This window comes from Streptomyces sp. NPDC042259 (genome assembly GCF_055582085.1).
In genome coordinates this window covers 437,982-451,073 of sequence record NZ_JBVJDW010000001.1, presented here as the reverse complement: position 1 = coordinate 451,073, position 13,092 = coordinate 437,982, and the positions used below count along the sequence as shown (strand labels likewise).

Genomic DNA, 13,092 nt, shown 5'->3' with positions numbered 1-13,092 from the left:
CGCCTCTCGCCCGGCCGGCGGTTCTTGGACCGGGCTGCTGATTTTCGGAGGGCTCTAGGCCGCCTCCACAGCCCTGCGCAGCGCGTCTTTGTGCTCCCACGACCAAGGGGCATCCCGCAGTCCCTCGGGCAATCCCGCGAGCCCGGACCTCAAGTGGTCGGCCGCCTCGCTGTAGCGGCCGAGTTCGAGAGTGCAGAGCCCCATATTCAGGCGATTGAATGCCGGGGTAAGCCAATAGGCGGTTTCCGGCGGCGGAAGGGCGGCCGCCCTATCCGTCAGCCCCTCTGCTTCTTCCACCATGCGTAGTGCTGCGTCCAGTTCACCCATGGCCGCCATTCCGGCTGCCGCCTGAAGGTAGTCCCCGATGCGCTGGGAAGGGTGCGCGCCAGGGGTGTTGGCTGCGGCAGCGAACCAGCGGGCAATGCCTCGGGGCCTGCCCTGCTGTCGGGCGATATACCCCTTGAAATTCAGGGCTTGGGCCGCAAGGGTGCCGCTGCCGACCTCGTCTGCCAGTTCCAAAGCGTCGTTGAGAAGTCCTACCGCCTCGCTGTCTTTACGGGCTTGGGCGAGCATCCACCCCGCGAACTGGATCCACTCGGACGCGACCTCCGCCAGGCGATCCCTGTGGGGTCCTCGGGATCCCTGGAGGATTCGGGTAACCTCCTTCATCTGTGCCATGGTCGCCGGGATTACCGACTCCGGCTTTACGGTGTCGTCCAATCGCCGGTATGCGGCCAGGACCCCCGCAAGCGCGTCCACGGTTCCCGCATCCAGTCGAGAAGGGTGAGCGGCGCTGCGGGCGACCCTCGATTTTTCGTCGTCGTCGAGCACGGTCGCGGCCAACGCGCCCCCCGCCCCGACGAGGCCATCCAGCGCCGCCGCAAGCCTTCCCGATGGGTTCTGTTTTCCGTTGAGGACTCGGGACAGGTAGGCGACGTCGTAATTCAGCGCGCGCGCCGCAGCCTTCATGGAGTAGCCGCTGTCTCGCAATGCCCGACGGGCGAGATCAGAAAAGTCACTCATCGTGAGCCTCTGAGGGTTGACCAGTGGTGTCTCCAGAGTAGGAATCAGGCAGTCGTGCTTACTCCCTGCCGCATTCCAGCGGTTCGCCATCCGGCACATCGCAGGTCTGCGAGCGGTGCGTGCGCCTGCATGTCCGCCCCCCCCAGCGGTGTGCCGTCGCGACTACCGCCGGGAGGTGCCGCAGGGCTTGATGTGGCTGAGGTCGTCCATACGGCGGCGCGGCGCGGCACACTGGGGATATGTGCCGCAGCATCAAGACGCTCAGGCCGCCCATGACGCCCGACGTGGGCGAGGAGGACATCAGGGCCGCCGCCCTGCAGTACGTGCGCAAGGTGTCCGGCTTCCGGGCGCCGGCCGCGCACAATCAGGCGGTTTTCGACGAGGCCGTGGACGCCGTCACGCGGGCGACGAAGGAACTGCTCGACGGGCTGGAAGTGCGCGGCGCCGGCCGCTAGGGCGTGTCCGCAAAGTCCCGTCTGGCCCGCGACTTTGCGGACACGCCCTAGGCCGTCTCCCGCCACGCGTTCGTGATCGGCAGCCGGCGGTCCTTGCCGAAGCCCTTCGCGGAGATCTTCGTGCCCGGCGGGTACTGCCGGCGCTTGTACTCCGCCGTGTCCACCAGCCGCAGGATCCGCGTGACCAGCTCCGCGTCGAAGCCCGCCGCCACGATCGCGGCACGGCCCTGGTCGCGGTCGACGTACAGCTCCAGGATTCGGTCGAGGACCTCGTAGTCCGGGAGCGAGTCCGTGTCGACCTGGCCGGGGCGCAGCTCGGCGCTCGGCGGCTTGGTGAGGGAGTTCTCCGGGATCGGCGGGGTCTCGCCGCGCCCGGCCGCCGCCTCGTTGCGCCATGCGGCGAGGCGGAACACCAAGGTCTTGTAGACGTCCTTGATCGGGCCGTACGCGCCGACCGAGTCGCCGTAGAGGGTGGAATACCCGCACGCCAGCTCCGACTTGTTGCCCGGCGCGAGCACGATGTGCCCCTCCTGGTTGGAGAGGGCCATGAGCATCGTGCCGCGCAGCCGTGACTGGAGGTTCTCCTCGGCGAGACCGGTCAGCCCCAGGGCGCCCATGTACGCGTCGAACATCGGCGCGATGGGGACGGTGCGGAAGTGCAGCCCGGTGCGCCGGGCCAGCTCCTCGGCGTCGGCGAGGGAGTGGTCGGAGGAGTAGCGCGACGGCATCGCCACGCCGTGCACGTTCTCCGCGCCGATGGCGTCGCAGGCCAGGGCGGCGACGAGCGCCGAGTCGATGCCGCCGGACAGGCCGACGACGACGCTGCGGAAGCCGTTCTTCACGACGTACGCGCGCAGGCCCTCGACCAGCGCCTTGTACACCTCCTCCGTGTCGCCCAGCGGGGGTGCGACCCCGCCCGGTGTCTCCGGCTCGTACGCCGGGAGCGGCTCGGCCGAGAGGGTGACGTGGTCGATGCGCAGCCCGTCGTCCACGACGCCGGAGGGGGCCTCGGGCGCGGCGGCCGGCAGTTCGAGGTCGATCAGCACACAGCCCTCCTCGAATCGCGGGGCGCGTGCGAGGACCCGGCCGTCGCGGTCCACGACGATCGTGTCACCGTCGAAGACCAACTCGTCCTGGCCGCCGGTCATCGCGAGGTACGCGGTCGTGCAGCCGGCCTCCCGGGCGCGCTTGCGCACCAGCTCCAGACGCGTGTCGTCCTTCTCGCGCTCGTAGGGGGAGGCGTTGACCGACAGCAGCAGCCCGGCCCCGGCGGACCGGGCGGCGGGCACCCGGCCGCCGTCCTGCCACAGGTCCTCGCAGATCGCGAGCGCGACGTCGACGCCGTGCACCCGCACCACGGGCAGCGTCTCGCCGGGCACGAAGTACCGGAACTCGTCGAAGACGCCGTAGTTCGGCAGGTGGTGCTTGGCGAAGGACAGCGCGACCGAGCCGCGGTGCAGCACGGCGGCGGCGTTGCGCGGGGCGCCGGCGGGCTGGCCGTAGCGGGCGCTGCCCTGTTCGCTGCGGTCGAGATAGCCGACGACGACGGGCAGTTCCCCGAAGCCCTCGTCGGCCAGCCGCCCGGCGAGCGCGCGCAGCGCGGTCCGGCTGGCCTCGACGAAGGAGGACCGCAGTGCCAGGTCCTCGACGGGGTAGCCGGTCAGCGCCATCTCGGGGAACGCCACGAGGTGGGCGCCCTGCCCGGCGGAGTGCCGGGTCCAGTGCACGATCGTGTCGGCGTTACCGGCGAGATCACCCACCCGGGAGTCGATCTGGTTCAGTGCGAGACGAAGTTGGGGCACGCCGTTCAGTGTAATCGTCTGTCTGACGCGATGTGGGGTCGCCGGGCCCGTGCCGGCACCCCGCGCCGACGGTGTGCGCGTCGGCGCGGGGTGCCGTCGCCGTGGCTACTTCCGGTAGCCGAGGACCGTCATCATCCCGGACTCCGAGTGGTAGACGTTGTGGCAATGGACCATCCACAGGCCCGGGTTGTCGGCGTCGAAGCCGACCTCCAGCCGCTGCCCCGGCAGGACGATCGCGGTGTCCTTGCGCGGCCCCCGCCCGGGCAGCGCGAAGGTGTGCCCGTGCAGGTGCATGGGGTGCCACATCCGCGTGTCGTTGACGAAGACCAGCCGCACCCGTTCGCCCCCGGCCACGACGTGCCGGGGCTCCGGTGTGTACTTCTCGCCGTCGATCGCCCAGTCGTACTTCGCCATCGAGCCCGTCAGCCGGAGGGTGATCGTACGGTCGGGGCGGCGGTCGGCGAGCGCGACGGAACGGTCCGCCCGCAGCCGGTCGGCGGTGAGCGGCGCGGCTTCCAGTTCCCTGGGGCGTACGCGGGCGTCGGGCGCCGCGCCGCCGCCGGTGCGCAGCAGCGCGAGGGCGGACCGCTTCTTGCCCTCGGCCAGCGCGGTCAGCGGGAAGACACCGTCCTTCACCTCGACCAGTACGTCGTACCGCTCGCCCATGCCCAGCAGCAACGCGTCGGTGTCCCGGTGCTCGACGGGGAAGCCGTCGGTGTGCGTGACCGTCATGCGGTGGCCGCCGAGCGCGACCCGGAAGGCCGTGTCGCCCCCGGCGTTGACGAACCGGATCCGCACCCGGTCGCCGGGCTTCGCCGTGAAGGTCTCCGGGTCCTCGGGCGGGCGGCCGTTGACGAGATAGTGCGGATAGGCCACATCACCCGCGTCGCCGCCCAGGAGCGGGCTGGTCGCGCCCATCATCATCCGGGAGGGGCCGGCGGGGGACGGCTCGGCGCGCGCCGGCGTCCTCGACGTCATCGACATGTGTGACATGTCGTGCCCGCCGTGGTGCGTGCCACCGGCGCCCCCGCCGTGGTCCATGCCGCCCATGCCGTCCGTGCCGCCCATGCCCCGGCTCAGCTCGGCGAGGACCGCGTCCGGTGTGCTGCCGTCCACCCCGTCGACCCAGTCGTCCAGGACGACCACCCACTCCTTGTCGTACGTCAACGGCTCCTTCGGGTCCTCGACGATCAGCGGCGCGTACAGCCCCCGGTCCTGCTGGGTGCCCGAGTGCGGGTGGAACCAGTACGTGCCCGGGTGGGCGACGGTGAAGCGGTAGTCGAAGGACGCCCCCGCCTTGACGGGACGCTGGGTGAGGCCCGGCACGCCGTCCATGTCGTTGCGCAGGGCGAGCCCGTGCCAGTGCAGGGAGGTGGGTTCGGGCAGATGGTTGGCGAGGGTCACGGCGAGGGTGTCGCCGGCGGTGACCCGGATCTCCCTGCCGGGCAGCCGGTCGCCGTACGCCCAGGTCGGGACGGTACGGCCGGCCAGGTCGAGCCGGGTCGGCGTGGCCGTCAGGGCGACCTTCCGGACGGGGCCGCCGCCGCGCCGGGCCTCGGCGGCGGCGACCTCCTTCCCGTCCGGGGAGACGAAGCCGGCGGGCGCCGGGGCGGCCGGGGAGCCGCTGTCGGTGCCCTTCGAGCAGGCGGCGAGCAGGCTGCCGCCGGCGGCGGCGAGTCCCGCGCCGAGTACGGCGCGGCGGGTGGTCGTGCGCATGGGAATGCACCTCGTGCGGTGATCGATGGTCGGTCGGGTACGGGTCGGAGCGCGTCCGCCGCGCGGGGGAGCGGCGGCGGGACGCGGCTCTACACGCGCAGGACCGACAACCGGGCGAGGGCCTTGTGGCGGGGTGGCGGCATGGGCCACAGGGTGCGCAGGAGGCGGGCGCGGGCCGCGGGGGCGGGCGCGCCGGACCGGCGGCGGAGGGCGGCCAGGCCCAGGAGGAGGGCGACGGCCCCGCCCGTGGCGAGCACGGCGAGGCACACCGACATGGGGTCCATGCCGCCGTGCGGCGGGGCATCGGCGCGGGGAGGGCCGGTCGTCCCGGCCGTCGTCCCCGCATCGGCCTGGACGTGCGCGGCGTGTGCCGGCATCGCGTGCGCGGCGGGCCCCGCCGCCGTCGGCCCGGGCTGCCCCGAGCCGTGCCCGCTCGGGTGGCCGAGGGTGTGCATCGTGACGATGCCCAGGACGAGCGCGGCGAACAGCAGCAGCCGGCCGCACCACGCGGTGGCCTTCCGCCGTTCGTCCATCACGAGCCTCCCAGCCCCGGAAATCCTCGCCCGCACCCTACCCCCTCGGGGTATCGGCCTTCGAGGGTGGCGGGTGCGCGATGTGCGCGGAAGGGGGCCAAGGCCCGATTATGGGGCGATTCGATTCGTCGCACGGCCCGAAGGACGCTCCACCCATGACCCGCACGGAACCGGCCCGGGAGACCCCCGCCGCCGGTACCCACCCGACCCCGTCCGCCCCGCAGGCGCAGCAGTTCATCTCATGGGTGACCCTCGCGATGATGACCACCGCCTCGGTGGCGAACCTGCGGCCCTCCCCGTCCATGGCGTTGTACGGGCTGGCCGCCGTCTTCCTCTACCTCGTGCCCGCCGTGGTCTTCCTGCTGCCCACCGCCCTGGTCTCGGCGGAACTGGCCTCCGGCTGGACCGGCGGGGTCTACCGCTGGGTGAGCGAGGGGCTCTCCAAGCCGCTCGGCTTCCTGGCCGTCTGGTGCCAGTTCGCGATGACGATCGCCTACTACCCGAGCCTGCTCGCCTACGTGGCGAGCACCTTCGCGTATGTCATCGACCCCAGGCTCGCCGACAACGGCCTCTACATCGCCGTCGTCATCGTCGTCATCTACTGGGCGGGCGTGTTCATCTCCTCGCGCGGCACCAAGGCGGTGGCGGGACTCGCGGGCATGGGCCTGGTCATCGGCACACTGATCCCCGGCATCGTCCTCGTCGTCCTCGGCCTGGTCTTCCTCGCCCAGGGCAACGCCTCGGCCGCTCCCATGGACTCCGGCCACTTCCTCCCGCCGTGGACCGGGCTGGCCAGCCTCGTCCTGATCGTCAACAATTTCCTGTCCTACGCGGGCATGGAGATGAACGGGGTGCACGTCGCCTCGCTGCGCGAGCCCGGCAAGCAGTTCCCGCGCTCGGTCTTCGCCGCCACCGGCCTCGTCCTGCTGATCTTCATCCTTCCGGCGCTGGCCATCAGCTGGGTCATGCCGGGGGAGGACCTCAGCCTGACGGCCGGGGTGATGCAGGCGTTCCAGGGCTTCTTCGACCACTTCGGCGTCGGCTGGCTCACCAAGGTCGTCGGGGTGCTGCTGGTCGCCGCCGCACTCGGCGGCATGCTCACCTGGCTGGCCGGACCGGCCAAGGGGCTGCTGATGGTCTCCCGGCAGGAGGGCTATCTGCCGCCCGTGCTGCAAAAGCTCAACCAGCGCGGGGTGCCGCGGAACATCATGGTCGCCCAGGGCGTGCTCACCACCCTGATCGCCCTGCTCTACGCGTTCATCCCCGATGTCTCCAGCGCCTACTGGATCTTCTCGGTCATCACCACGCAGATCTACCTCGTCGTCTATCTGCTGATGTTCGCCGCCGTCGTCCGGCTGCGGCGCGTCCAGCCCGACCGGCCGCGCGGCTTCCGGGTACCGGCCGTGCGGCTCGTCGCCGGTGTCGGCTTCGTCGCCTCCGTCGCGGCCATGTGCATCGGCTTCGTACCGCCGGAGCAGTTCGGCGGCGGCCCGCTGTGGCGCTATCTGCTCACCGTCGGCGGCGGACTGCTGATCCTCGGCTTCCTGGCACCTCTGGCGTTCCTGAAGTTCCGTAAACCCCACTGGGTGGCCCCGGAGCACCGCGCGTAGGCCTGCCCGGCGGTGTCCTCAATCGCCGGACGGACTGATGCGGCTGAGCTCAGCCACAACCAGCCTGTCCGGCGATTGAGGACGCGCCCGCAGGGCGCTCGTCGCCGCAGGCGGCACAGACGGCCCGCAGCCGCGGAACCGCCGGCCAGGCCCAGGTACGGTCATCCCAGGTCGGGGATCCGCTCCGCGACCGGCGCCGCACACGTGCGGCGGTGGGCACGGACGAACCTCCAGGGGGCGACGGGATGAAGCGGCCACCAGGGCGCATGCTGCGGGTCGGCGGGATACCGCTGCACGTACTGCGCGAGGGCTCCGGCCCGGTATGCGTACTCAGCGCCGGGCTCGGCATGGGCTGGTTCGACTGGGAGCCCGTCGTGCCGCTGCTCACCGAGCACCGCACGGTCGTCCGCTTCGACCGCCCCGGGCTGGGGTTCAGCGCACCGGCCCTCGAACCGCCCACCGCCGCGTCCGAGGCCGACCGGATAGCGGGCGTCCTGGACGCCCTGGACCTGCCCGGACCGGCCACGGTCGTCGGCCACTCCCTCGCCGGGTTCCACGCCGAGGCGTTCGCCCGGCTGCACCCCGACCGCACGGCCGGGATCGTCCTGGTGGACGGCAGCGTGGAGGAGGACGTCCGGCCCATCCCGGCCCGTGACCTGCGCACCGCCGCCGCCCACGCGCGCGGCCTCGCCGTCGCCGCCGCCGGACTGCCCCGCGCCCTGGGCCCCGCCCTGCGCCGGCTGGCCGTCCGGGTCTCCTCCGTCAAGCGCCACGACCCCACCCCGGCCGAACTGGTGCGCCGCACCTACGGCAGCGGCCGGGTGGCGCGCGCCCTGCTGATGGAGAACGCCCGCTACTACGACGTCGCCGCCGAACTGGACGAACTGCGCGCCCTGCACCCGCTGCCGCCCGTCCCCGTGACCGTCCTCGCGGCCTCCCCGGGCACCGGTTCCTGGCCCGAACGCCGCTGGCTGGAACGCCAGCGCGCCCTCGCGGACCGCCTCGACGCCCGCTTCGAGGCCGTGGCCCCAGCCGGCCACCTGGTGATGTTCGACCGGCCCCAGTCCATTGCCGCGGCGGTTTTGGCCATGCCGGTGCGGGCCGGGGGCCCTGAGTAGACCGGCGTCCGCACCACCGCTGCGCGGCGGTGTCCTCAATCGCCGGACGGGCTGAATTCAGCCCGTCCGGCGATTGAGGACGCGCCCGCAGGGCGCCCGCCGCCGCAGGCGGCACCACCGGCCGGTAGCCGAAGATCCGCCGGCCAGGCGAGAGGCGCTCGCCGCCGCAGGCGGCAAAAACGGCCGTCAGTCGAGGAACCGCCGGCCAGGCGAGAGGCGGCACCACCGGCCGTCAGCCAAAGAACCGCACTGGACTAAGGCTTCGGACCCCCCGACACCGCCGCCGTCAGATCCCTCATGACCGAGTCACAAAGCCGCACACAGCCCCCCCGCCGACGTGACGCTGAAGAACAACCGCCCCTCCATCCCCACCAGCACCACGACCGGAGCCCCCGAAAGACTCGTGTGGGCGGCCGCGTACAGCGCCGATACGCGCAGTGGACCGTCGTCGCGGGAGAGGTCCACGCGGGTGTTGCTGATCGCCACGTCGAAGCGGGACCCCCGCGCCTCGCTCCGGTGCAGGAGCGCCCCGATCGCCCGGTGGGTCAGGAAGGGGAAGAGCCGGAACACCCGGACCAGGGGGCTCAGTTGCGCGGGGGCCAGCCGGCGGTGGAGGTCGGTGCGGACGTCCCGGGCGAGGTCCCAGAAGCCACGGTGATCCGTGCCGTCGACGGGTATCAGGAAGGTGGCGGCGTAGAGACCGACGGCGTCCCCGGGGCCGGGGTCGAGGATCCGGCGGAGGTCGGCGGCCACCGCGATCCCCACGGGGTGCGGGAAGGCGCGGGCGAAGGCGGCGCACAGGGCGGACTGGACGGTGGTGCCCTCGGCCCGGCAGCGGGCCAGCAGAGCGGCGGTGCCGTCCGCGTCCAGGGACCAGGTGGCGACGGTGACACGGCCGGCCCGCGCCGGGCGCAGGGTGCCGCGGAGCATCCGGGCGACCCCGCGGAGGTCGGCGAGGCGGGCGCGCCCGCCGGGCAGGAGGGCGTCGGCGGGCGGGGCGACCACGGGCCCGCGCCCGGCACCCGGCCCGGCCGGCCCGCGCAGCACATCGCGCAGCACGTCACGGAGCACGACGGAACCGGCCCGGACGTCGCCGACGAGATGGTGGAAGACGCAGACGAGGTCGAAGGAGTCGCCCGCGTCGACCAGCACGAAGCGCACGAGCGGCCCGGTGCCGGTGTCGAAGCGCCGCTGGATCTCCTCCTCGGCCACCCGGACCCAGGTGTCGGCCGCCGTGGCCGCGACGACCCGCAGGTCCGGGTCGGGCACGTCGTCGGTGGTCAGCCAGGCCCGCCACGGCCCGTCGGTGGTGATCCGCGCCCCGAGGTGCGGGTGGCGCCCACGGGCGGCCGCGATGGCCGCGCGGACCCGCTCGGGATCGGCCCGCCCGTCGACGCGCGCGGTGATGGCGACGTTGACGGGGAGCACTTCGCCCGCGGCCCACAGGAACCGTTCGCAGGGCGACAGGCGCCGGCGCGTGCCGGGGCTCTCCGCACGGGCGGGGGCGGTCACGGGGCCAGCGCCGTCCGCAGTCCCTCGGCCAGCGGTACGCACGGGCCCAGCGGCAGACGGCCGACGGCGCTCGTCCACGCGGGGTGCGCGGCCTCCGCGATCTTCCCGGGGTTCAGTGCGGACCCTCCGCCCAGGGTGCGGGCCACCGTCAGCGCCAGCCGCAGGGGGATGTGGACGACGCGCGGCGGGCGTCTGCCGAGCACCTCGGCGGCGGTGGCGCCGATGTCGTCCCACAGGTGCTCGACACCGTCGCTGACGTGGTAGGTCGCGCCGGGCACACCCTGTTCGGCGGCCGTGCGCAGCGCGCGGCACAGGTCCTCGACGTGCAGGAGGGAGTAGTGGCGCGGCCCGGGGCCGCCGACGACCGGCAGCAGCCCGGCCCGTGCGGCGGTGGCCAGGCGCGGCAGGAACTCGCGGTCGCCCGGCCCGTAGACGATCGGCGGGCGGACGACCACGGCGGGTGCCCGGTCGGCGCCCTCGCGCAGGGCGAGTTCGCCGCCGAGCTTGCTGCGGCCGTACGCGGAGACCGGGGCGGGCGGATCGTCCTCGTGGCGCAGCCGCCCGGGGCCGGCGGCGGCCAGCGACGAGCAGTAGACGAGCCGCGGCGGCTGTGGCCGTGCCGCGACGGCGGCGAGCAGCCGCCGCGTGCCGACGGTGTTGACCAGGGTGTACAGGCGCGGGTCGGCGGCCTTGGTGACCCCGGCGAGGTGGATGACGCGGTCGACGTCCCGCACGGCCGTCGCCAGCCCCTCGCCGGTGACGAGGTCCCCGCGGACGGTCAGCGACCCGAAGACGCGGGCGTCGCGGCGGACGAGGGCGGTGACGTGGTGGCCGCGCTCGAGGAGGTGCCGGGCCAGATGCCGGCCGATGAAACCGGTGGCCCCGGTGATCAGATACCTCACCGCCGCGCACCCCGCCCGGCAGCGGGCCCGGTGAGCGCGGCGAGTTCCGCCTCGTACAGCCGGTGGGTGCGGAAGAGGACGCCGCCGCCGGCCTCGGCGTAGCGGTTGGCGTCGCGGTTGTCCTCCAGGATCCAGGAGAGTTCGCCCTCGGTGTGGCCGAGGCGGAACGCGGCCCGCAGGGCCTCGGTGTACAGGGCGGCGGCGAGCCCGGTGGACCGGTACTCCGCCTTGACGCCGGTGGTCACCGCCCGGCTGCGGTCGATCCGGCGGGCGGCCCGGGAGACGCGCCACAGGCCGATGGGCAGCCCCCAGCGGGTGAGACGGCCCCGGGTGGCCCGCAGGGCCTGGTTGAGGTCGGGGAGCCACAGGGTGAAACCGACGGGTTCCCCGTCCACCTCGGCGATGCGCAGCAGCTCGGGCCGGATGACGGGCCGCAACTGCCGGACGGTGTGGGCGAATTCCCGGTCGGTCATGGGGACGGAGGCGTAGTTCTCGGCCCAGGCCTCGCGGTAGAGGTCCTTCACGGCGGCCATGTCGGCGTCGAAGCGGTCCGGGTCGAGCGGGCGCACGCGCACCCCGGGCGCGCGGAGGGCGCGTTCGGCCACCCGGCGGATGACCGCCGGGGGTTCGCCGTCGCCGGACATCGGCATCCGCCACGACAGCAGGTCCTTGGCCTTGGTCAGACCGCAGCCGGTGAGGAGCCGCGGGTAGTACGCGGGGGTGTACGGCATGCGCACGCTGGGCGGGCCGTCGAAGCCGTCGACGAGGATGCCGCACTCGTCGTTGGTGGAGAAGCTCAGCGGCCCCAGCACCTTGGTCAGGCCCCGCTCGCCGAGCCAGTCGGCCGCCGCGGCGAACAGTGCCGCCGCGGCCCCGGGGTCGTCGGCGCACTCGAAGAGGCCGAAGTGGCCGCGGTCCGCGTCGTGCCGCTCGCGGTGGCGGGGGTCGACGACGGCGGCGATCCGGCCCACCACCCGGCCGTCCCGGCGGGCCAGGAACAGCCGTGCCGAGCCGGTCTCGAAGAAGGGGTTGCGGCGGGGATCGAGGAAGGCGCGCCGCTCGCGCTCCAGCGGGGCGACCCAGTGCGGCTCGTCGCGGTAGACGGCGTAGGGCAGGCGGATGAAGGCGGTGGTGTCGGCCCGGCCGCGTACGGGGGTGACGGCGACGGCGCTCATCGGGCACCCGCCGCGGACGGCTCGCGGTCCTCGCGCGGGCCGCCGGGCAGCAGCCCGAGACGGCGGCCGGTGACGGCGAACGCGTCGAGGATCCGGGCGAGATGGGCATCGGTGTGGGTGGCCTGGAGCGCCACCCGGATCACGCACCGCCCCTCCGGCACGGCGGGGGCACCGACCGCGTTGGTGTAGACGCCCTCGTCGAGCAGGCCCTGCCAGGCGCGGGCGCAGTCGGCCGCGTCACCGATGTGCACGGGCACCACGGGGGTGACGGACCGGCCGGTGTCGTAGCCCAGTTCGCGCAGTCCGCTCCGCAGCCGGGCGGCGAGGCCGAGGACCCGCTCCCGGCGCCACGGCTCGGACTCGACGATGCCGAGCGAGGTGAGGGCGGCGGCCAGGGCGGCCGGGGGCATCGAGGCGGAGAAGAGGATCGGGCGGGCGCTGTAGCGGAGGTACTCGATGACGTGCGCGGGGCCCGCGAGGATGCCGCCGGTGGAGCCGAAGCACTTGGAGAAGGTGCCGGTGTACAGGTCGACTTCGTCCTGGAGTCCGAAGTGTTCGCCGACGCCGCGCCCGTTGGGCCCCAGCAGTCCGATGTCGTGGGCGCCGTCGACGATGACCCTGGCCCCCCGGCGGCGGGCCAGGGCGATGATGTCGGGCAGCGGGCACAGGTCGCCGTCCATGGAGAACATGCCGTCGGTGACGACGGCCTTGGCGGCGGCGGGGTCGGCGTCGGCGAGCAGCCGCGCGAGGTGGCCGGTGTCGCAGTGCCGGTAGCGGACGCGGCGCGCGGTGCCCAGCCGGAGGCCGTCGACCAGCGAGGCGTGGTTGGCGGTGTCGCTGAAGACGAGGTCGTCCTCGCCGAACAGGGCGGCGACGGCGAGGTTGGCCTGGAAGCCGGTGGTGACCACGGCGGCCGCCTCGGTGCCGAGGAAACCGGCGATCCGGGCCTCCAGTTCGCCGTGCAGCGGCAGGGTGCCGTTGAGGGTGCGGGCGCCGGAGCAGGAGGCGCCGTAGTGTTCCAGCGCCTTGGCCGCCTCCGCCGTCACCCGGGGGTCGGTGGCCAGCCCCAGGTAGTCGTTGCAGCCCGCCATGACCACGGGTCTGCCCTCGACCGTGGCCTCCCCGTCGGCGGCGCGCATCGGCCGGTAGAAGGGCCGCACGCCGGTCTCCCGCATGGCCCGGACGAACGTCGACGACGACAGTCCCTTGGCGAAGACGTCCCCGCTCTTGGTGATACCTGGCATGT

11 protein-coding genes are annotated in these 13,092 nt (G+C 73.5%); 3 read left to right on the top strand and 8 right to left on the bottom strand.

Going from position 1 to position 13,092, the window contains the following annotated elements:
• Window positions 1-54 precede the first annotated feature (54 nt).
• Window positions 55-1,113, bottom strand: a complete 1,059-nt coding sequence (locus tag ACZ6MA_RS02015) for a helix-turn-helix domain-containing protein (RefSeq protein ID WP_469430297.1) — start codon at window positions 1,111-1,113, stop codon at window positions 55-57.
• Window positions 1,114-1,262: 149 nt separating this feature from the next.
• Here ACZ6MA_RS02015 and ACZ6MA_RS02010 point away from each other — a divergent pair, with 149 nt between their 5' ends.
• Window positions 1,263-1,478, top strand: a complete 216-nt coding sequence (locus ACZ6MA_RS02010; protein WP_469430296.1) for a DUF2277 domain-containing protein — start codon at window positions 1,263-1,265, stop codon at window positions 1,476-1,478.
• A 47-nt stretch (window positions 1,479-1,525) separates the two neighbouring features.
• On the opposite strand, the gene ACZ6MA_RS02005 is transcribed toward ACZ6MA_RS02010, so the two are convergent.
• The 3 genes from ACZ6MA_RS02005 to ACZ6MA_RS01995 form a co-directional block, all read right to left on the bottom strand.
• Window positions 1,526-3,280 carry an NAD+ synthase gene (locus tag ACZ6MA_RS02005; RefSeq protein ID WP_469430294.1) on the bottom strand — a complete coding sequence of 585 codons (1,755 nt, stop codon included), beginning with the start codon at window positions 3,278-3,280 and terminating at the stop codon, window positions 1,526-1,528.
• A 105-nt stretch (window positions 3,281-3,385) separates the two neighbouring features.
• Window positions 3,386-4,996, bottom strand: coding sequence for a multicopper oxidase family protein (locus ACZ6MA_RS02000; RefSeq protein WP_469430293.1), 1,611 nt, complete (start codon window positions 4,994-4,996; stop codon window positions 3,386-3,388).
• A gap of 89 nt (window positions 4,997-5,085) precedes the next feature.
• Window positions 5,086-5,529, bottom strand: coding sequence for a hypothetical protein (locus ACZ6MA_RS01995; RefSeq protein ID WP_469430292.1), 444 nt, complete (start codon window positions 5,527-5,529; stop codon window positions 5,086-5,088).
• A gap of 155 nt (window positions 5,530-5,684) precedes the next feature.
• Between ACZ6MA_RS01995 and ACZ6MA_RS01990 the strand changes: the two genes are divergently transcribed.
• Both ACZ6MA_RS01990 and ACZ6MA_RS01985 read left to right on the top strand, forming a co-directional pair.
• On the top strand, window positions 5,685-7,139 hold the full coding sequence (locus tag ACZ6MA_RS01990; RefSeq protein ID WP_469430291.1) for an APC family permease: 1,455 nt from the start codon (window positions 5,685-5,687) through the stop codon (window positions 7,137-7,139).
• A gap of 245 nt (window positions 7,140-7,384) precedes the next feature.
• Window positions 7,385-8,257: an alpha/beta fold hydrolase gene (locus ACZ6MA_RS01985; protein WP_469430290.1), complete on the top strand. Its 873-nt coding sequence runs from the start codon at window positions 7,385-7,387 to the stop codon at window positions 8,255-8,257.
• A 306-nt stretch (window positions 8,258-8,563) separates the two neighbouring features.
• On the opposite strand, the gene ACZ6MA_RS01980 is transcribed toward ACZ6MA_RS01985, so the two are convergent.
• From ACZ6MA_RS01980 to ACZ6MA_RS01965, 4 genes are read right to left on the bottom strand one after another with little or no spacing between them, the layout of a single operon-like run.
• Window positions 8,564-9,769, bottom strand: a complete 1,206-nt coding sequence (locus ACZ6MA_RS01980) for a phthiocerol/phthiodiolone dimycocerosyl transferase family protein (RefSeq protein WP_469430289.1) — start codon at window positions 9,767-9,769, stop codon at window positions 8,564-8,566.
• Window positions 9,766-10,671, bottom strand: coding sequence for an NAD-dependent epimerase/dehydratase family protein (locus ACZ6MA_RS01975; RefSeq protein WP_469430287.1), 906 nt, complete (start codon window positions 10,669-10,671; stop codon window positions 9,766-9,768). The genes ACZ6MA_RS01980 and ACZ6MA_RS01975 overlap by 4 nt, the downstream gene beginning before the upstream one ends.
• Entirely contained in the window at window positions 10,668-11,846 is a 1,179-nt protein-coding gene (locus tag ACZ6MA_RS01970) for a GNAT family N-acetyltransferase (RefSeq protein WP_469430286.1), read from the bottom strand. The genes ACZ6MA_RS01975 and ACZ6MA_RS01970 overlap by 4 nt, the downstream gene beginning before the upstream one ends.
• Window positions 11,843-13,090 carry an aminotransferase class I/II-fold pyridoxal phosphate-dependent enzyme gene (locus ACZ6MA_RS01965; RefSeq protein ID WP_469430285.1) on the bottom strand — a complete coding sequence of 416 codons (1,248 nt, stop codon included), beginning with the start codon at window positions 13,088-13,090 and terminating at the stop codon, window positions 11,843-11,845. The genes ACZ6MA_RS01970 and ACZ6MA_RS01965 overlap by 4 nt, the downstream gene beginning before the upstream one ends.
• Between the last annotated feature and the right edge of the window lie 2 nt (window positions 13,091-13,092).

Bases quoted from the DNA above. Each gene is read 5' to 3' on its own strand.
- ACZ6MA_RS02015 (WP_469430297.1), bottom strand. From the start codon at position 1,113: ATGGCGAACCGCTGGAATGCGGCAGGGAGTAAGCACGACTGCCTGATT.
- ACZ6MA_RS02010 (WP_469430296.1), top strand. From the start codon at position 1,263: ATGTGCCGCAGCATCAAGACGCTCAGGCCGCCCATGACGCCCGACGTG.
- ACZ6MA_RS02000 (WP_469430293.1), bottom strand. From the start codon at position 4,996: ATGCGCACGACCACCCGCCGCGCCGTACTCGGCGCGGGACTCGCCGCC.
- ACZ6MA_RS01995 (WP_469430292.1), bottom strand. From the start codon at position 5,529: ATGGACGAACGGCGGAAGGCCACCGCGTGGTGCGGCCGGCTGCTGCTG.
- ACZ6MA_RS01990 (WP_469430291.1), top strand. From the start codon at position 5,685: ATGACCCGCACGGAACCGGCCCGGGAGACCCCCGCCGCCGGTACCCAC.
- ACZ6MA_RS01985 (WP_469430290.1), top strand. From the start codon at position 7,385: ATGAAGCGGCCACCAGGGCGCATGCTGCGGGTCGGCGGGATACCGCTG.
- ACZ6MA_RS01970 (WP_469430286.1), bottom strand. From the start codon at position 11,846: ATGAGCGCCGTCGCCGTCACCCCCGTACGCGGCCGGGCCGACACCACC.
- ACZ6MA_RS01965 (WP_469430285.1), bottom strand. From the start codon at position 13,090: ATGCCAGGTATCACCAAGAGCGGGGACGTCTTCGCCAAGGGACTGTCG.